At 63.4% G+C, this 18,190-nt stretch carries 20 protein-coding genes; 11 read left to right on the top strand and 9 right to left on the bottom strand.

The genetic code is table 11. The annotated features are described in order from the left end of the window. Window positions 1-90: 90 nt before the first annotated feature. A complete protein-coding gene (locus AC1D05_RS18015) occupies window positions 91-735 on the bottom strand; it encodes an arylesterase (RefSeq protein WP_477442571.1) in 645 nt (214 codons plus the stop codon). Between the two features lie 88 nt (window positions 736-823). On the opposite strand from AC1D05_RS18015, the gene AC1D05_RS18020 reads away from it, so the two are divergent. From AC1D05_RS18020 to AC1D05_RS18035, 4 genes are all read left to right on the top strand, one after another. Next, window positions 824-1,519, top strand: coding sequence for an ABC transporter ATP-binding protein (locus tag AC1D05_RS18020; RefSeq protein WP_477442573.1), 696 nt, complete (start codon window positions 824-826; stop codon window positions 1,517-1,519). Beyond that, the gene (locus tag AC1D05_RS18025) at window positions 1,519-4,068 is read left to right on the top strand and encodes an ABC transporter permease (protein WP_477442575.1); all 2,550 of its coding nucleotides are present in this window, start codon (window positions 1,519-1,521) and stop codon (window positions 4,066-4,068) included. The genes AC1D05_RS18020 and AC1D05_RS18025 overlap by 1 nt, the downstream gene beginning before the upstream one ends. Window positions 4,069-4,296: 228 nt before the next feature. After that, window positions 4,297-5,070 (top strand): Bax inhibitor-1/YccA family protein, encoded by a 774-nt coding sequence (locus tag AC1D05_RS18030; RefSeq protein ID WP_477442576.1) that lies wholly within the window; start codon window positions 4,297-4,299, stop codon window positions 5,068-5,070. Window positions 5,071-5,189: 119 nt separating this feature from the next. Continuing rightward, a complete protein-coding gene (locus tag AC1D05_RS18035; protein ID WP_477442578.1) occupies window positions 5,190-5,792 on the top strand; it encodes an N-acetyltransferase family protein in 603 nt (200 codons plus the stop codon). Between the two features lie 113 nt (window positions 5,793-5,905). On the opposite strand, the gene AC1D05_RS18040 is transcribed toward AC1D05_RS18035, so the two are convergent. The 3 genes from AC1D05_RS18040 to AC1D05_RS18050 form a co-directional block, all read right to left on the bottom strand. Then, complete coding sequence (locus AC1D05_RS18040) at window positions 5,906-6,292, bottom strand: DUF2794 domain-containing protein (protein WP_477442580.1); 387 nt, start codon at window positions 6,290-6,292, stop codon at window positions 5,906-5,908. Between the two features lie 468 nt (window positions 6,293-6,760). After that, window positions 6,761-7,132 (bottom strand): endonuclease domain-containing protein, encoded by a 372-nt coding sequence (locus AC1D05_RS18045; RefSeq protein ID WP_477442582.1) that lies wholly within the window; start codon window positions 7,130-7,132, stop codon window positions 6,761-6,763. Between the two features lie 139 nt (window positions 7,133-7,271). Next, window positions 7,272-8,057, bottom strand: a complete 786-nt coding sequence (locus tag AC1D05_RS18050; protein WP_477442583.1) for a DUF1223 domain-containing protein — start codon at window positions 8,055-8,057, stop codon at window positions 7,272-7,274. A 178-nt stretch (window positions 8,058-8,235) separates the two neighbouring features. Here AC1D05_RS18050 and AC1D05_RS18055 point away from each other — a divergent pair, with 178 nt between their 5' ends. After that, on the top strand, window positions 8,236-8,907 hold the full coding sequence (locus tag AC1D05_RS18055; RefSeq protein ID WP_477442585.1) for a ceramidase domain-containing protein: 672 nt from the start codon (window positions 8,236-8,238) through the stop codon (window positions 8,905-8,907). A 93-nt stretch (window positions 8,908-9,000) separates the two neighbouring features. Here the strand turns inward: AC1D05_RS18055 and acnA are convergent, their stop codons facing one another. After that, window positions 9,001-11,691, bottom strand: coding sequence for an aconitate hydratase AcnA (gene acnA, locus AC1D05_RS18060; RefSeq protein ID WP_477442587.1), 2,691 nt, complete (start codon window positions 11,689-11,691; stop codon window positions 9,001-9,003). A gap of 286 nt (window positions 11,692-11,977) precedes the next feature. Here acnA and ccmA point away from each other — a divergent pair, with 286 nt between their 5' ends. The 4 genes from ccmA (at window position 11,978) to AC1D05_RS18080 (ending at window position 14,203) form a co-directional block, all read left to right on the top strand. Then, entirely contained in the window at window positions 11,978-12,628 is a 651-nt protein-coding gene (gene ccmA / locus AC1D05_RS18065; RefSeq protein ID WP_477442589.1) for a heme ABC exporter ATP-binding protein CcmA, read from the top strand. Then, complete coding sequence (gene ccmB / locus AC1D05_RS18070; RefSeq protein ID WP_477442591.1) at window positions 12,628-13,293, top strand: heme exporter protein CcmB; 666 nt, start codon at window positions 12,628-12,630, stop codon at window positions 13,291-13,293. The genes ccmA and ccmB overlap by 1 nt, the downstream gene beginning before the upstream one ends. 161 nt (window positions 13,294-13,454) lie before the next feature. After that, window positions 13,455-13,628, top strand: a complete 174-nt coding sequence (ccmD, locus tag AC1D05_RS18075; RefSeq protein ID WP_477442593.1) for a heme exporter protein CcmD — start codon at window positions 13,455-13,457, stop codon at window positions 13,626-13,628. After that, the gene (locus AC1D05_RS18080) at window positions 13,625-14,203 is read left to right on the top strand and encodes a DsbE family thiol:disulfide interchange protein (protein ID WP_477442594.1); all 579 of its coding nucleotides are present in this window, start codon (window positions 13,625-13,627) and stop codon (window positions 14,201-14,203) included. Before ccmD ends, AC1D05_RS18080 begins: the two co-directional genes overlap by 4 nt. Window positions 14,204-14,386: 183 nt before the next feature. Here AC1D05_RS18080 and AC1D05_RS18085 read toward each other — a convergent pair whose 3' ends face one another. Then, the gene (locus tag AC1D05_RS18085) at window positions 14,387-14,551 is read right to left on the bottom strand and encodes a hypothetical protein (protein ID WP_477224396.1); all 165 of its coding nucleotides are present in this window, start codon (window positions 14,549-14,551) and stop codon (window positions 14,387-14,389) included. A 274-nt stretch (window positions 14,552-14,825) separates the two neighbouring features. On the opposite strand from AC1D05_RS18085, the gene AC1D05_RS18090 reads away from it, so the two are divergent. Both AC1D05_RS18090 and AC1D05_RS18095 read left to right on the top strand, forming a co-directional pair. After that, the gene (locus tag AC1D05_RS18090) at window positions 14,826-15,746 is read left to right on the top strand and encodes an SMP-30/gluconolactonase/LRE family protein (RefSeq protein WP_477442596.1); all 921 of its coding nucleotides are present in this window, start codon (window positions 14,826-14,828) and stop codon (window positions 15,744-15,746) included. A 153-nt stretch (window positions 15,747-15,899) separates the two neighbouring features. Continuing rightward, window positions 15,900-16,106 (top strand): tautomerase family protein, encoded by a 207-nt coding sequence (locus tag AC1D05_RS18095; protein WP_010912352.1) that lies wholly within the window; start codon window positions 15,900-15,902, stop codon window positions 16,104-16,106. A gap of 163 nt (window positions 16,107-16,269) precedes the next feature. Here the strand turns inward: AC1D05_RS18095 and AC1D05_RS18100 are convergent, their stop codons facing one another. The 3 genes from AC1D05_RS18100 to AC1D05_RS18110 are packed head-to-tail and all read right to left on the bottom strand — an operon-like array spanning window position 16,270 to window position 18,162. Continuing rightward, a complete protein-coding gene (locus tag AC1D05_RS18100; RefSeq protein ID WP_477442598.1) occupies window positions 16,270-16,803 on the bottom strand; it encodes an NADPH-dependent FMN reductase in 534 nt (177 codons plus the stop codon). Window positions 16,804-16,842: 39 nt separating this feature from the next. Continuing rightward, window positions 16,843-17,463 carry a pyridoxamine 5'-phosphate oxidase family protein gene (locus AC1D05_RS18105; protein ID WP_477442600.1) on the bottom strand — a complete coding sequence of 207 codons (621 nt, stop codon included), beginning with the start codon at window positions 17,461-17,463 and terminating at the stop codon, window positions 16,843-16,845. 24 nt (window positions 17,464-17,487) lie between these two features. Continuing rightward, the gene (locus tag AC1D05_RS18110) at window positions 17,488-18,162 is read right to left on the bottom strand and encodes a septation protein A (RefSeq protein WP_477442601.1); all 675 of its coding nucleotides are present in this window, start codon (window positions 18,160-18,162) and stop codon (window positions 17,488-17,490) included. Between the last annotated feature and the right edge of the window lie 28 nt (window positions 18,163-18,190).

The following is an 18,190-nucleotide window of genomic DNA, read 5'->3' on the forward strand; positions in this document are numbered from 1 at the left end:
GCGAATCATCGATAGTCAAACGGGGCAAGAGGTTTGTTGGTCACAGGTCTCGCAAAAAAGTTTCCCCAACGGAACAGGCCCAGATCGGCCTCATCTGCCTCCGGGCACCGCCGCGATGGCCTTCTCGACGGTGGGCAGGATGCGCTCGACCATCAGGTCGACACCTCTGGCATTCGGATGCAAACCATCCTCGAGCTGCAGGCCAGGCTGCCCGGCGACGCCGTCGAGGAAGAACGGATAGAGTGGGACGCCGTACTTCGCGGCCAGGTCTGGAAAGATGGCGTCGAAGGCGGTCAGGTAGTCGGCGCCGAGATTGGGTGCGGCGCGCATGCCGGCAAGCAGCACCGCGATGTTGCGCTGTTTGAGCTTGCCCATCATCTCGTCCAGGTTCTTCCCGGCGATATCGGGCGCGACGCCGCGCAGCATGTCGTTGGCGCCGAGTTCGAGGATGACCAGCTGGGTTCCGTCCGGCACCGACCAGTCGAGCCGCGCCAGGCCGCCGCTGGTGGTGTCACCGGAAACCCCGGCATTGGCCACGGTTACGTCATGGCCTTTGGCGCGCAAAGCTGCCTGGAGCTTGTCGGTAAAACCCTCGCCCGGCCCGAGGCCAAAGCCCGCCATCAGGCTGTCACCGAAGCCAACGATCTTGAATGGCTCGGCCCGCGCCGACGAAATGGCGCCGCAAACGGCGAGGAAAAGGATCAAGCCTGCGGCTATCTGGCGTTTGAAAGACATGCGGCAGGCCCCATATGACAAAAATATTCTTCCGGGCGACGGCTTCCGGCAAGCAGAGCCTTCACGTTCCATATAGGACACTTTCATTTTGACAGAAGCCGTCATCGCGCTGAAAGACGTATCGCTGACGCTCGGCGAGGGCGCTTCGTCCGTCCATGTGTTGAAGGGCGTCAGCCTTGAAGTGGCGCGCGGCGAGGCAACCGGCATCGTCGGGCCTTCGGGGTCAGGCAAGTCGACACTGCTGATGGTTCTGGCAGGGCTGGAACGGGTCGATTCGGGTACGGTACGAATCGCCGGCGAACTGCTCAACGGCAAGAGCGAGGACCAGATTGCTTCGTTTCGCGGCCGAAACATTGGCATCGTCTTCCAGTCCTTCCACCTCATCCCCAACATGACGGCGCTCGAAAATGTCGCGGTGCCGCTGGAACTCGCCGGCCATGCTGATCCGTTTTCGGTGGCGGCACGCGAATTGGCGGCGGTGGGCCTCTCCGACCGCGTCACTCATTATCCCGGCGAGCTCTCGGGCGGTGAACAGCAGCGTGTGGCGATCGCCCGGGCGCTGGCGCCGTCGCCGCGCATCCTCATCGCCGACGAGCCGACCGGCAATCTCGACCAGGCGACGGGGCGGCAGGTTGCTGACCTCCTGTTCGCCAAGGCGGCCGAGCGCGGCATGACGCTGGTGCTGGTCACCCATGATCCCGCACTTGCGGCGCGCTGTTCGCGCCAGGTCTCGATGCGATCCGGCCGGATCGAAGCGCCGGCGCCGGTCAAGGTTACCGCCTGATGCCGCTGGCGCAGACGCTGAAGCTTGCCGTCCGCTTCTCGCTGCGCGAGATGCGCGGCGGCCTGTCGGGCTTCCTGATCTTCCTCGCCTGCATCGCGCTCGGCGTCGCGGCGATTGGCGGCGTCAATTCGGTTGCCCGTTCGATCAGTGCCGGCGTCGCCGACCAGGGCCAGACGCTGCTCGGCGGCGATCTGCGCTTCCAGATCAACCAGCGCGATGCCAGCCAGGCTGAGCGCGGCTTCCTCGACGGGCTGGGCACTGTTTCGCGCACCGCAAACATGCGCTCGATGGCGCGCCTGGCCGATGGTTCGGACCAGGCGCTGGTCGAGGCCAAGGCGGTCGACGACGCCTATCCGCTCTATGGTGCGCTGGAAACCGAGCCGAAGCTGTCGAAGCAGGAGCTGTTCGGCGAAGAGTTTGGCGTCTTCGGTGCGGTGGCACCGGATCTGCTGTTCGAACGGCTGCATCTCAAGCCCGGTGACCGGCTGAAGCTTGGCACCGCGACCTTCGAGCTGCGCGCCAGGCTGGTCACCGAGCCGGATGCCGTGTCCGACGGTTTCGGTTTCGCGCCAAGGCTGATGATCTCGACCCAAGGTCTGGCCGCCAGCGGGCTGGTGCAGCCGGGCAGCCTGGTTGAAAATGCCTACAAGGTCCGGCTGCCGGCCGACGTCGACGAGGCGCGGCTCAAGGCCATCCAGGATCAGGCGGCGAAAGATTTTCCCGAGGCCGGCTGGTCCATCCGCACGCGCAGCAATGCGGCGCCGGCGCTGTCCTCCAACATCGAACGGTTCTCGCAGTTCCTGACGCTGGTCGGGCTGACGGCGCTGGTGGTCGGCGGCGTCGGCGTCGCGAACGCGGTGCGCGCCTATCTCGACGGCAAGCGCGGCGTCATCGCCACCTTCAAGAGCCTCGGCGCTTCCGGCGGCTTTGTCTTTGCCGTCTACCTCGTGCAGATCCTGATCATCGCGGCACTCGGCATCGTGCTCGGTCTCGTGCTCGGCGCGCTGATGCCCTTTGCCGCGAGTGCCGCGCTGCAGTCCGTCATCCCGGTGCCAGCGGAGGGTGGCTTCTATCCCGGCGCGCTCGCCATGGCGGCGCTGTTCGGCCTGCTGGTAACGCTGGCCTTCGCGCTGCTGCCGCTCGGCCGCGCCCGCGATGTGCCGGCAACCGCGCTGTTTCGCGAGATGGGTCTGGAAGGCCGTGGTTTGCCGCGTCCGATCTATGTCGCATCGGCCGTCGGCATCGCGCTGCTGCTGGCGGCTTTGGCCATCCTGTTCTCGGGCGACCAGCGCATTGCCTCGATCTTCGTCGGCGCCACCATCTTCGCCTTCCTGGTGCTGCGGCTCGTCGGCGCGCTGGTGCAATGGGCGGCAAGGAAGAGCCCGCGCGTGCGCTTCGTGGCGCTCAGGCTCGCTGTCGGCAACATCCATCGGCCCGGCGCCTTGACGCCATCGGTGGTGCTGTCGCTGGGGCTCGGGCTGACGCTGCTGGTGACGCTGGCGCTGATCGATGGGAATCTGCGGCAGCAAATCTCCGGCAGCCTGCCGGAGCGGGCGCCGAACTTCTTCTTCGTCGACATCCAGGGCAGCGATGTCGACGCGTTCTCCGCGTTGATCGACAGGCAAGCGCCACAGGGAACACTGGCCAAGGTGCCGATGCTGCGCGGCCGGGTGATGGCGCTCAACGGCGTCGATGTCGACAAGGTCAAGGTGCCGGCCGAAGGCGCCTGGGTGCTGAAAGGCGATCGCGGCCTGACCTATGACGCCAGGCAGCCGGGAAACGCGACGCTGACCGAGGGTAAATGGTGGCCGGACAATTATGCCGGCGAGCCGCTGGTGTCGTTCTCTGCGCAAGAAGGCAAGGAAATCGGACTGAAGCTCGGCGACACCGTCACCGTCAACGTGCTTGGCCGCAACGTGACGGCCAGGATCGCCAATTTCCGCCAGGTCCAATGGGAAACGATGGGCATCAATTTCGTCATGGTGTTCTCGCCCAACACATTCACCGGGGCCCCGCATGGCTGGATGGCGACATTGACCGAAAGGAGCGCCACGACGGCCGATGACACGCGCATCCTCAATGCCGTAACCCGCGCTTTCCCGGCGGTGACGACGGTGCGGGTCAAGGATGCGCTCGATGTCGTCAACCGCCTGGTCGGCCAGCTCGGCACGGCGATCCGCGCGGCGGCCGGCGTGGCGCTGATCGCCTCGGTGCTGGTGCTGGCCGGCGCGCTGGCCGCCGGCAACCGCGCCCGCATCCATGACGCGGTGGTGCTGAAGACGCTCGGCGCCACCAGGAGAACGCTGATCACGGCCTTCTCTCTCGAGTACATGCTGATCGGACTGGCCACCGCCATCTTCGCGCTGGCGGCTGGTGGGATCGCGGCCTGGTACATTGTCGCCCGCATCATGACGCTGCCGTCGCATTTCATGCCAGAGGTGGCGGTGGCGACCATCCTGTTTTCGCTCGTCATCACCGTCGGTATCGGTCTTGCCGGCACCTGGCGGGTGCTCGGTCAAAAGGCAGCACCTGTGCTGCGCGAGCTGTAATTTCAGGGCCGGAGCCGCCATCCCGGATTAAATCTTGGTAAGGATGAGGTCCGGAAAGCCCGGGAATCGGCATTTCGGTCTCTCACGAACCGTTACATCCGGTTACGGTCTTGTTCTTGACGCGAATAACCATCATATTTCGCCACAGGCATGCTGGAGCCCCGCCAGCGGCGCCTGGGTCCGCAAGAGGCCCGACACCGGACGGGGCAGAAGCAATAGAGGATTCCAATGGCTGATCCCATTCGCAATTATCAGACGTCGGCAGTGCCCGGCGTCCGCGCCGACATCGATCAGGGTCTGCGCGCCTATATGATCAAGGTCTACAATCTGATGGGGCTTGGCCTCCTCATCACCGGCCTTGCCGCCGTCGGCACGATCATGCTGGCCACCACCACCGATCCGGCCTCGGCTGTCGCAACGCTGCCGACCGGCGAGATGCTGACGTCCTTTGGCGTTGCGATCTTCGGCTCGCCGCTTAAGTGGGTGGTGATCTTTGCCCCGCTGGCTGCTGTGATGTTCCTATCGTTCCGCGTTCAGTCAATGAGCGTTGCTGCCGCGCAGACGACGTTCTGGGTCTATGCCGGCCTCGTCGGCCTGTCGCTGTCGTCGATCTTCCTGGTCTACACGCCGGCCAGCATCTCGCAGACCTTCTTTGCCACCGCCGCCGCCTTCGGCGCGCTGTCGCTGTTCGGTTACACGACCAAGCGCGACCTGACGGCGATGGGTTCGTTCCTGATCATGGGCGTGTTCGGCATCATCATCGCGTCGGTGATCAACATCTTCCTGCACTCGTCGGCGCTGTCGTTTGCCGTTTCGGCGATCGGCGTGCTGGTCTTCGCCGGCCTCACCGCCTATGACACGCAGAAGATCAAGGAGATGTATTTCGAGGGTGACGCTTCGGATGTCGCCGGCCGCAAGGCCATCATGGGCGCGCTGAGGCTCTATCTCGACTTCATCAACCTGTTCATGTTCCTGCTGCAGTTCATGGGCGACCGCCGCTGAGGCTTCGCGTCATGGTCTGACTGGACCATAGAGTTTGGAAAGGGCGGCCCAACGGCCGCCCTTTTCTTTTGCACCGGTGTTTGCTGTTATCCGAGGCAGACAGAAGGCTTGCATAAAGAATGAGCAATATCGTGATTCGGCCGGCCAGCGCGGCCGACCTCGACACCATCACCGAAATCTACGCCGACGCGGTGACACATGGCACGGCGAGCTACGAGCTGGAGCCGCCAGGCCGTGCCGAGATGGGCACGCGATTCGCCACGCTCACGGCTGGCGGCTTTCCCTATCTGGTGGCGGAAAAGGACGGCGCCGTGCTCGGCTATGCCTATGCCGGCGCTTTCCGGCCGCGCCCCGCCTATCGCTTCGTCGTCGAGGATTCGGTCTATGTCGCGCCTGAGGCCAAGGGCCAGGGCGTGGGACTCATGCTGATGCAGGCCTTGATCGCGGCGGCCGAGGCGGCGGGCTTCCGCCAGATCGTCGCGGTGATCGGCGACGGCCATGCCGACAGCGCCTCGGTCAGGCTGCACGAAAAGCTCGGTTTTCGCCATTCGGGCCGGCTCGAAGGCTCCGGCTACAAGCATGGGCGCTGGCTGGACACGGTGTTCATGCAGCTGTCGCTGAATGGCGGGGCGACGCTGCCGCCCGATCCGGTTTCTCTGCCGGAACGGAGATTTCGTGAGGGGCTAAGAGGGAATGAACTGGGAAATCGGAGAATGAACTGAGGAATTGAAGAATTGAGGAACTGAAGAACAAAAGAACGCGACCGGCATATCAGGCGCCGAATGCCCTTTTCCTCAATACCTCAATTCTCCAGTTCCTCAATTCCCCTCTCAGCTCAAGCCTCTACAACCCTGAGCTTGCCGTCGAACACACCAAGCACGCGGCCGAGCTCCTGGCCGCGTTTGAGGATGCGGCCGCCGGCGGCGATGACGGCGAAGGCGCCTTGCTTGCGGGCCAGTTTCGGGTCCTTGACGATCTGGAACAGCGGCACTTCGCTGGCACGGCGAAAGACGGAAAACACGGCCCTGTCGGTGAGATGATCGATGGCGTAGTCGCGCCATTCATTGGCGGCGACCATGCGTCCGTAGAGTCTGAGGATCTGGTCCAGTTCACGCCGGTCGAAGCGCACCGGCTGGTCGAGGCGCTCTCGTCGCGCCTCGTGCAGCGGGATCAATATTGCGGATGCGTCACCATCCCCCGTCCCGCCGCTGTCATCAGTCATGCCTCGATCCTTCAAAATGAATCTTTGCCAACCAAAATTGGCCCCTTCGCGCGGCAATTGCAAGAGCGGCGAAGCGCCTGCGGCGGCGCGCCGTTTCCGTCACGTCCAGTCACGTTTGCGAACGGCATGTTGGAATTGGTGATGCTTCGCCACATTCTCGCCATTTTTTATCCGCGCTCATGCCCCAATGTCCGACGAATTTACCGGCGTTGCCTGAGACGGTTCGGTCCGGCACCGGCTCGTAAACCCCAAGCCCCCCGCCCACGGGTCTGCGTCGGATCGAACCAACCTCGGTTTTTCCTCGGAAGAATCGGGTGCGACGATCCCAAAACCTAAATGACCGGCGTCAGAAGCAAGCTGACGTCGGTTTTTTGTTGTCCTTTTTCCTTCTCCCCCTGTGGGAGAAGGTGGATCGGCGCGCAGCGCCGAGACGGATGAGGGGTGTTCCAGCTTGACGCCGGCGTTCGATCACCGCCACGGTTGCAGGTTCAAGTCCTGTAGGTAGGCGATGATGGTGTCGCAAACGCCGTTCAAATCCTTCCGCACGTCGTCGTTCCAAAAGCGCAACACACGAAAGCCTCTCGCTTTCAGTTCCGCACTACGTGTGTTGTCGTAAGATGGTTCAGCGTGTTGGCCCCCGTCGATCTCGACAATCAGCCCCGCCTCGACACAGACAAAATCGGCAACGCACTTTCCGACCGGCATCTGGCGCCGGAATTTTACCCCGTCGAGCCTGCGGTCACGCAGCTCTTGCCACAGCCTGTCTTCCGCTTCCATCATGGCGCGCCGAAGGGAGCGAGCGAAGCGACGTTTGGCTGGTGGAACTGGCTGATGCGGCATTGCGCAAGATTAGTTCGACGTCGCGATCCGTCCAGCATCCCTCATCCGTCTCGGCGCTATCGCGCCGATCCACAGCCCGGGGGCGAGCCGCGGGTCTCGCCCCGTCCTTCGGACCCCACAAGGGGAGAAGGAAGAGGCGCTACGGCTTGTGAATGAACGCGGCACCCAAAATCGGCCCCGGCATGCCGTCCTTGCCGACCGATTGCAGAAGCACGGCGCAGCCGCCCTTCTTGGTGATCTCGCTCATCGGCAATTCATAGCGCTGCGCCTTGCCGTGCCACATGCCGGCGGTCTGGATGCCGGTGACCGCGTTCCAGTAGGTCATCTTGCGGCCGGAGTTCTCGCCCTGGGCGATCTTGACCGTCTGCGGCTGCTCGAAATAGACGATGACGACATGGGCGTCGCTCGGACCGGCGCCGGCATCGCCGGCATCGATGATAACGCGGTCGCTGGTGCGGCTGACCTTGACGGGCACGCGCATGCCTTCGCCGGATTTCGCCATGCGGGCGAGCGCGCCGTCGACCTCGCCGCGATTGGCGCCGTTGACGTGCACGCGGCCATTGAGGACCGCTTGCGGCGTATAGACGGAGCGGCTGCCGAAGGCGCGCATGTAATCATATTGCCGCTCGGTGTTTTCCTTACGGCTCAGCGTGTCCTTCCAGCCGAGATAGTCCCAATAGTCGACGTGATAGGAAAGCGCGACGATGTCTTCCTTGGTGGCAAGTTCGGCGAAGAAGGCATCGGCCGGCGGGCAGGAGCTGCAGCCCTGGCTGGTGAACAGTTCAACCACGCCGAGCGGTTTGTCCTGCTGGGGCTTGTCCGCCTGGATTCTTTCGGCCTCGCCGGCATGGCCAGCACCGGCAAAAGCCGAGAAGGCCAGCGCAAAGGCTGCCAGCCAAAGTGATCTTCGCCAGGCCATGACCATTCCAATTCCCGCCGGTGGCGCCGGCTTTGTTCTGATTGTCTGAAATATGTGGCAGAAGCGGAAGTCAACGGGAAGTCACGTTGAGGTGAAATTTTGCCATTGCAGTTGGAGGTAAGGCCGCAATAGGAGGGACATTGCATTTCACGACGTGGTTCGATTCGGGGCTGGCATCATCACCATGTGGCAAACTCTCCTGACCCCTGTCGATCTCTATTGCGAGCGGACCGGGCCTGGACTTTGGTCCGAGCCGACGAATGCTTTGACCAACCTTGCTTTCATTGCTGCGGGATTATGGGGCGTGCGGGAAGTACGCCGATGCAAGGCCGGCACCTTCGCCGAGGTGCTGGCCTGGTGGGTGGTGGCGATTGGCATCGGCTCGACGATCTTCCATACCTTTGCCACCAAGGGCACGATCTGGGTCGATATCCTGCCGATCGCCGGCTTCACGCTCGCCTACACGCTGCTCAATCTGCGCCGCTTCCTCGGCATGGACTGGGGCAAGGCGATTGCGGTCTTCGTCGTCTTCTACGCGATGGCCGGCACTATAACCTTCGCCGTGCCGGACTGGCTGCGCCAGGCGTCGAACGGCACGACAAGCTACCTGCCGCCGTTCCTGGCGCTCGCCTTCTTCGGTGTCTGGGTAACAGTCAGCGGCAACCGCGCCGGCTGGTACAATCTGGCGGGGTCGGCGATCTTCGTGGTGTCCGTCATCTGCCGCATGATCGACCCGATGGTCTGCGCCAGCTTTCCGCTCGGCACGCACTTCCTGTGGCACATCTTCAACGGGCTGATGCTGGGGGTGCTGCTGGCGGCGACGGCGCGATTTGGAGCGCCGAAGGTAGGGCAGTAGGGCAGTAGGGCAGTAGGGCAGTAGGGCAGTAGGGAGATGACTTCCTTGCCCTACTCCCTTACTGCCTTACTGCCCTACTGCCTTATTCCCTTGTTACGCGGCGAGATCGCGCAGCACGTATTGCAGAATGCCGCCGTTCTTGAAGTAGTCGAGCTCGTCCAGTGTATCGATGCGGCAGATGATCGGCACGTTCTTCACCGTGCCATCGCCATAGGTGACCTTGGCGGTCATCGTCTGGCGCGGCTTGATGGCGCTCAGCCCGTCGATCTCGACCAGCTCATCGCCCTTCAGATTGAGCGAGGCCCACGAAGTGCCTTCCTCGAAGACGAAGGGGATGACGCCCATGCCGACAAGGTTCGAGCGATGGATACGCTCGAAGGACTGGGCGATGACGGCGCGGACGCCAAGGAGATTGGTTCCCTTGGCTGCCCAGTCGCGCGACGAGCCGTTGCCGTATTCGACACCGGCGAAGATGACCAGCGGCACGCCTTCCTTCTTGTACTCCATCGCCGCGTCGTAGATCGATTCCTCTTCCTTCGACGGATAGTGGATGGTGTAGCCGCCCTCGCGGCCATTCTCGCCCAGCATGTGGTTGCGGATGCGAATGTTGGCGAAGGTGCCGCGCATCATCACCTCATGGTTGCCACGCCGCGTGCCGTACTGGTTGAAGTCGGCGACGCCGACGCCATGGTCAGTCAGGTACTTGCCGGCCGGCGAGGCGGCCTTGATCGAACCCGCCGGCGAGATGTGGTCGGTGGTGATCTTGTCGCCGAACAGGCCGAGCACACGGGCGCCCTTGATGTCGCCGATCTTGCCGAAACCAGCGGTCATGCCGGCGAAATAGGGCGGGTTCTGCACATAGGTCGAATTGTCGTCCCAGGCATAAGTCTGGCCTTCCGGCGCCTGCACCTTCTGCCAGTGCTCGTCACCCTTGAAGACGTCGGCATATTTGCGGGCGAACAGCTCGCGGGTGACGTTCTTCTCGATGAACTCCTGGATCTCGGCCGAGCTTGGCCAGATATCCTTGAGGTAGACCGGATTGCCGTTCTTGTCCTCGCCGAGCGGCTCGGTGGTGAGGTCCTTGGTGACGGTTCCAGCCAGCGCATGGGCCACGACCAGCGGCGGCGACGCGAGGTAATTCGCCTGCACGTCGGGCGAGACGCGGCCTTCGAAGTTGCGGTTGCCGGAGAGCACCGCGGCGGCAATCAGGCCCTTGTCGTTGATGGTTTTCGAGATCGGCGCCGGCAGCGGGCCGGAATTGCCGATGCAGGTGGTGCAGCCGAAGCCGACGAGGTTGAAGCCGATCTGGTCGAGCTCCTTCTGCAGGCCGGATTTTTCGAGATATTCGGCGACCACCTGGCTGCCGGGCGCCAGCGAGGTCTTCACCCATGGCTTCTGCTTGAGGCCGAGGCGGTTGGCGTTGCGGGCCAAGAGGCCGGCGCCGATCAGCACGCTCGGGTTGGAGGTGTTGGTGCAGGAGGTGATGGCGGCGATGACGACGTCGCCATGGCCGAGGTCATGGTCGGTGCCTTCGACAGCGTAGCGCTTGTGGATCTCGGCGGCCTTCTTGTACTCGGTCTCCATCGCCTTGGCGAAGCCCGCCGGAATGCCTTCCAGCGCGACACGGCCCTCGGGGCGCTTGGGGCCTGCCATCGACGGCACGACGCTGCCGAGTTCCAGTTCGAGCAGGTCGGTGAAGACCGGGTCGGCGGAGCCGGTGTCGCGCCACAGGCCTTGCGCCTTCGAATAAGCCTCGACCAGCGCGATGCGGTCCTCGCTGCGGCCGGACATTGTGAGGTAGCGGATGGTCTCCGAATCGACCGGGAAGAAGCCGCAGGTGGCGCCATATTCGGGCGCCATGTTGCCGATGGTGGCGCGGTCGGCCAGCGTCATGTTGGACAGGCCCGGGCCGAAGAACTCGACGAACTTGCCGACGACGCCCTTCTTGCGCAGCATCTGAGTGACGGTGAGCACCAGGTCGGTGGCGGTGACGCCTTCCTTGAGCTTGCCGGTGAGGCGGAAGCCGATGACTTCGGGCAGAAGCATGGAGACCGGTTGGCCGAGCATGGCCGCCTCGGCCTCGATGCCGCCGACGCCCCAGCCGAGCACGCCAAGGCCGTTGATCATGGTGGTGTGTGAATCGGTGCCGACGCAAGTGTCGGGATAGGCGGTGGTTTCGCCATCCTCGGTGTTGGTCCACACGACCTGGCCGAGATATTCGAGATTGACCTGGTGGCAGATGCCGGTGCCGGGCGGCACGACGCGGAAGTTGCGGAACGCCTGCTGGCCCCATTTCAGGAACTTGTAGCGTTCCTCGTTGCGCTCATATTCGAGCTCGACATTGCGGGCAAAGGCCATCGGCGTGCCGAACTCGTCGACGATGACGGAGTGGTCGATGACGAGGTCGACGGGAACCAGCGGGTTGATCTTCTGCGGATCACCGCCGAGCGAGGCCATGGCGTCACGCATGGCGGCAAGGTCGACCACGGCCGGAACGCCGGTGAAATCCTGCATCAGCACGCGGGCCGGGCGATAGGCGATCTCGACGCCGGCGGTGCCCTTGTCGGTCAGCCAGCCGGCGACCGCCTGGATCGATTCCTTGGTGACGGAGCGGCCGTCCTCGTTGCGCAAAAGGTTCTCCAGCAGCACCTTCATCGAATAGGGCAACTGGGCGATGCCGGTCAGCCCGTTCTTCTCGGCCTCGATGAGGTCGAAATAGGCATATTCGGTGCCGCCCGCGGTCAGCGTGCGACGGCAATTGAAACTATCGAGGGATTTTGACACGTGCGGTCCGTCCTTGTCTGTTCAGCCTGAAAGGGAACGGACGCCGATGGCATGCAATCACGCGCAAAGGTGCGGGTACGGCCATTTCCGCTGTCCGTTCCCAAGCAACCCGAGCCGTTCAAGGCGGCGCGTGCGCTGGTTCGGCGCAAATTCTTGTTCCCGTGCCGACCGCTGGCACGGATGACCCGCATATAGAGAATTTTCTGGAATAGTTCTAGACAGTCGGAGAGCAAATTTGTGCGATGCGGCAGCGCTCGCGAAACATTGTTTTCAGGGCAGGCGAGGGATGCGGCTTATCGCCGAAAATCTGGGCGGCGAACGCGGCGGCGAGCCGGTTTTTTCCGGCATTGGTTTTGAGCTCGATCAAGGCCAGGCGCTGGTCGTCACCGGGCCGAACGGATCAGGCAAATCGACCTTGCTGAGGATCATGGCCGGGCTGCTGCCGGTGGCGGAGGGCCGAGTGCTGCTCGAAGGCGGCGGCGAGGCGTTTCCGTCGATCGCTTCGGCCTGCCATTACCTTGGTCACCAGAATGCGATGAAGCCGGCGCTCAGTGTGACGGAAAATTTGCGCTTCTGGCGCGATTTCAATGGCGGTGGCGATTCGAGCGTCGACGAGGCGCTGGAGACGGTTGGGCTTGATGGCATCGGCCATCTGCCGTTTGGCTATCTCTCGACTGGGCAAAGGCGACGGGCGGCGATCGCCAAGCTTTTGGTCAGCGACCGGCCGCTGTGGCTACTTGATGAACCGACGGCGGGACTGGACAAGGCTTCGGAGGCGCGATTTGCGCGGCTGATGACGAGGCATTGCGCCGACGGCGGGATGATCGTCGCGGCGACGCATCTGCCGCTGGGGTTGGAGGGGGCGACGGAATTGAGAATGGGGGAAGCAGAGGGGGGCGCGAAGGAACGCCAGCCTCAACAAGGGACCACATCGTAATGTGGTCCCTCTTCGCCCGCGACATCCGCCTCAACATCCGCGCCGGCGGCGGGGCGCTGACCGGCGTCATCTTCTTCCTCGCGGTCATCGCCACGATTCCATTCGGCGTCGGGCCGGACCTGAAGCTGCTTTCCCGCATCGGCCCGGCGATTCTGTGGATCGGCGCTCTGCTCGCCTGCCTGCTCGGGCTCGACCGGCTGTTCCAGGCCGACCGCGAGGACGGCTCGCTCGATCTGCTGGTGCTCGGCAACGACCGGCACATGCTGGCGGTGACGGTGCTGGTGAAATGCCTGGCGCATTGGGCGGGCAGCGTGCTGCCGCTGGTGGTTGCCGCCCCCTTGCTTGGCCTGTTCATGAACATGGAGCCGCCCGCCATCGGCGCCACCGCGCTGACGCTGCTGGTCGGCACGCCGGCGATCACCTTCATCGGCGCGGCGGGTGCTGCCGTGGCGGTGGCGCTGCCGCGAGGCGGGCTCTTGATCTCGGTGCTGGTGCTGCCGCTGACCATTCCGGTGCTGATCTTCGGTGTTTCGGCGAGCTATGGCGCGACGGCCAATCCCGATCCCTTCCTGCAGCCCTTCCTCATTCTTGCCGCGCTGACGTTGTTTCTTGCGGTACTGGGGCCGGTGTCGGCCGCGCTGGCGCTTCGCCATGGAACCGACTGAGCGAGGTTGGCCATGGTTTGCGCGACATCAAGGGCTGCGGCACGGGGGCCACGTATGTTTGAGACCACGGTGCGTTGCGCAGCAGTAGGCAGGCCGTTAAGGGAAAGAATGATCGAACGAGGCGGAAGGTTGGAACGAGGCGTGCCGATGGAGCGGCAGGCATGAGTGCGCATGCACTCTATGTCACTGCCGCCTATGGCATCACGGCGGTCGTTCTGGCCGGGCTAATCGGCTGGATTCTGCTCGACCAAAGGGGGCGCAAGCGGGATCTTGCCGGACTGGAAGCAGCCGGCGTGCGGCGGCGTTCCGACAAGGTGGAGGCTGAGAGGCCGTGAGCAGCGAAACCGAAACGCCGACGCCACCCAGCCGCCGCCTGTTCGTGCTGTTGCCGCTGCTGGTCTTTCTCGGCCTTGCCGGCCTGTTCCTGTCGCAGCTTTTGTCGGGACGCGATGTCTCGGAAGTGCCTTCGGCACTAATTGGGCTGCCGGCGCCGCAGACCAATCTGCCGGCGCTGGAGGGGTCAAACCTGCCGGGTCTCGATTCCAGGGCGTTTGCCGGCAAGGTCACGCTGGTCAACGTGTTTGCGTCGTGGTGCGCGCCGTGCCGGGAAGAGCACCCGGTGCTGTTGGCGCTGTCGCAGGACAAGCGCTTCGTGATGACGGCGCTGAACTACAAGGACCAGCCGGAAAACGCCCGCCGATTCCTCGGCGACCTCGGCAATCCGTTCCAGGCGATCGGCGTCGACGAAGCCGGCCGCACGGCGATCGACTGGGGCGTCTATGGCGTGCCGGAGACCTTCGTCATCGGCAAGGACGGCAAGATAGCCTACAAGCATGTCGGCCCGCTGACGGCGGAATCGGCGCAGACGCTGCTGTTGCCGCAGATCGACAAGGCATTGGCGGCGCATTGATATTCAGGTGATGCCGGCCTGCGAACGGCGGCTTCCTCCGCTTCCCTGTTCTACTGCGTCGCAGTAGAACTGAGCTCACGTACGAAAAGTACGCTCCGCTCCGGTTCTCGGAATCCACCGTTTTCGACTCGGCCTGACCTGAATCTCAACGCGCCTGGGCGGCGCGTGTCACGAGACTTGAGATTAGCCGTAGATCTGCTTGTGGATCTGGTAGAGCATTTCCGAGCGGTCGGCGCGCATGTCGGCCAGATCGCGGCTGGAGAAGCTGTCGATTTCGGCGACGAGGCGGTTGTAGTGCTTGCGCTTGGCAATGCTGCTGCGAGCGCGGGTCATGAGATCGAAGATCATAGCAAGGGTTCCTTCTGTGCCGCATTCTCGCGGCCGGTTCTTCCTCCCTTGGTCAATACGGAACATGACATAGTAATGGTGCATTGCAAAAAGAAGATGTTGCAATGCACCATTGCACGCAGCGCATAGCCGGTTAATCGAGTCCTAAGGCGAGACAGCCTTGGTCGCGCGGCTGTTTCCTCCCGTTTTGTCATACAAATTGCGAAGGCCCCGTCTTGCCAGATCGATCGCGGGCTGGCTTGATCCGGCGTCACGTGATGCCGGGAGGAAATGCATGGCGGCCGAAGACTATTACGAAATTCTCGATCCGCGCTTCGCGCGCCTGTTCAACGGCAACGCGCAGGTGGAGAAGCTGTTCACCGGATGCCGCTGGGCGGAAGGGCCTGCTTGGTTCGCCGCCGGCCGCTACGTCGTCTGGTCCGACATTCCGAACAACCGCATGCTGCGCTTCGACGAGACCGACGGTAGCGTCAGCGTCTTCCGGCAGCCCTCGGGCAATTCCAACGGCAACACCGTCGACCGGCAGGGCCGGCTGGTCACCTGCGAGCATTCGGGCCGTCGCGTCAGCCGCACCGAGCATGATGGCTCCGTCACCACGATTGCCGCCAAATGGAAGGGCAAGCGGCTGAACTCGCCCAACGACGCGGTGGTGAAGTCCGACGGCTCTATCTGGTTCACCGATCCGACCTACGGCATCGACACCGACTATGAGGGCGACAAGGCCGAGAGCGAGATCGGCGCCTGCCATGTCTACCGCGTCGATCCCGATAGCGGCGAGGTCGAGGCCGTCGTCACCGACATGGTGAGACCCAACGGGCTTGCCTTCTCGCTCGACGAGAGCTTGCTCTATGTCGTCGACACCGGCCGCACGCACGGTGCGCAGAATCCGGCGCATATGCGGGTGTTCAACGTCGGCAAGCACGGCAAGAAGGTCTCCGGCGAGAAGGTGTTCGCCGACTGCACCGCCGGCCTGTTCGACGGGTTTAGGCTCGACGCGGACGGGCGCATCTGGACGAGTGCAGCCGATGGCATCCATTGCTACGATCCGGACGGGACGCTGATCGGCAAGGTCAAGGTGCCGGAGGTGACCGCCAATTGCGTGTTCGGCGGCGCCAAGCTGAACTGCCTCTACATCGCCGGCACCACCTCGCTCTATTCAGTGCGACTGATGGTGAACGGGGCCAAGACTTTTTGAGGCTGCTTCGAACTTTTCTCTGGCGGACCTTGATGGCGTTTCTGCGCATGCCAGTGGTGCCACGGTTGCCGGCACCGCCACCATTCAGTTCGCCTGAGAGGATCTCGAAGCAGTCTCTTGCCGGTATCAGGCATAATCCAAGGGGAGGACGTCATGCCATTCGTCAACATCCGCATCGTCAAGGAAGTGATCGCCGCCGATCCGGCAGGCAAGAAGGCTGACATCGCCAAGAAAGTCACGGCGGCCATCATGGAGGCCACCGGGCTCGGCAATGACGATGTCTGGGTGGTTTTCGAAGAGGTCAACGCCCGCGACTGGTATGTCGGCAAAACCGATGTCGAGACGTTGCGGAAGGGGTAGGTCTTCCCTTCTCCCCTTGTGGGAGAAGGTGGATCGGCGCGCAGCGCCGAGACGGATGAGGGGTGGGTGACGGATCACCGTCCTTGCCAAGCTGGAGCACCCCTCATCCGACCTCGCTTCGCGAGGCCATCTTCTCCCACAAGGGGAGAAGGAAGGGCCAACGTCAGCGCGTGCGGATAAAATCCGCGAAGGCCGCGAGCGCATCGCGCATCGCCAGCACATTCACCGGCTCAGCCAAAATAGCCTCCACCTCCGGCGGCTTCTTCCCCAGCAGGGCAATCTCCAGCACCGCGTCCTCACACAGCGCGAACGACATGGTGCGCATAATCTCGGCCAGGGCGGCGCGGGCGAACAGCGAGCGCGGCGAGGCGTGGGCCAGCATGGCCGGCTTGGCGACGGCGGCGTCGCGTGAGACCAGCCAGTCGAGTGCGTTCTTCAGCCCGCCCGGCACGCCATGGGCATATTCGGGACAGGAGACGATGATGCCGTCGGCGCCGGTGACGGCGTCGATCAGGTCGGCCGCTTCGCGCGCTGTGCGCTCGCCCTCGTCGTCGGGATTGAAGATCGGCAGCCGGCCGAGCCCGTCATAGATGGTGACGCAGCAGCCGGTCGGCGCGTTGCGCGCCAGTGCCGCGACCAGGGCCGAATTGGTGGAGGCCGCCCGCAGGCTGCCGGAGATGGCGAGGATGTTCAGCAAGGTATGGAGCCAGTTCGGACGAATCGCGTCCGCAAAAGCCTACCACATGGTCTGCTTGTAATCGTCGTCCAGCCAGCGGTCGGTCGCCTCGACGGAATCGGCCAGCGCCAGCTGGTCGCGCAGGATCTGGCCGAGTGTCGGCAACGTCGCGCGGTCGTACCAGCTGTCCGGCTTCCACAAATCGGAGCGCATGAAGGCCTTGGCGCAATGCATGTAGGTGGACTTGACGGCGACGACGATGACGCTTTGCGGCTCCTTGCCGTCGACGGCGAGGCGCTCGCGCAAACTGGCGTCGACGGTGATGCGGGCATCGCCATTGACGCGCAGCGTCTCGTTCATGCCGGGGATGAGGAAGAGCAGCCCGACCGAAGGATTGCGCAGTATGTTCTCCAGCGTATCCAGCCGGTTGTTGCCCGGCCGGTCGGGGATGGCGATGGTCCTGTCGTCGAGAATGGCGGCGAAGCCGGGCTTGTCGCCCTTCGGCGTCACATCGGCATTGCCTTCGCCGTCGGAGGAGCCGATCAGCACGAACGGACTCTTGCCGATGAAGGAGCGGCAATGGCCATCGAGTGCCTTCAATTCCTTGCGGATCGAGCCATCGGTGGGCCGGGGCGTCTTGTAGATCGTCCTCAGCTCGTCGCGCGTGGTGACGAATTCCATGGCTCTCCCCTTTATTTTCCGGCTCTACTTACCGGGCTTTTCTTCCCCGCTCGCCTTGTCGTCCAGCGAATGATGCAGGATCAGCGGCATCTGGCTGAAGGTGAACAGAAGCGTGATCGGCATGATGCCCCAGACCTTGAAGGTAACCCAGGCGTCGGTGGAAAAATTGCGCCACATCACTTCGTTGACGACGGCCAGGAAGATAAAGAACAGGCCCCAGCGGAAGGTGAGTTTGCGCCAGCCTTCGGCATCGAGCTTGAAGGCCGAATCGAAGACATAGCCAAGCAGCGACCTGCCGAAGTAGAGGCCGCCGAGCAGCACGCCGCCGAACAGCGTGTTGACGATGGTCGGCTTCATCTTGATGAAGATGTCGTCCTGCAGATAGAGCGTCAGCGCGCCGAAGATGAAGACGACGACGCCCGACACCATCGGCATGATCGGCAAGGTGCGCGTCAGCAGCCACGAGGCGATCAGCGCGACAGCCGTGGCGGCCATGAACAGGCCTGTGGCGACGAAGATCGGACCGCCGAATTCACCGAGAACAGGGAATTTCTGCACCAGCCATTCGCCGCGCGCATTGGCGAAAAAGAAGACCAGCAGGGGTCCCAGCTCCAGCACCAGCTTGAGCACGGGATTGACGCCTTCCTTCTTCTCTTTCTGCGGGTCGGACGGATCGCGTTCGAGAATGGGTGGGTTCATGATCTTCCTTCTTACACACGGTCCCGTT

This window comes from Mesorhizobium sp. P2_E9 (assembly GCF_056403815.1).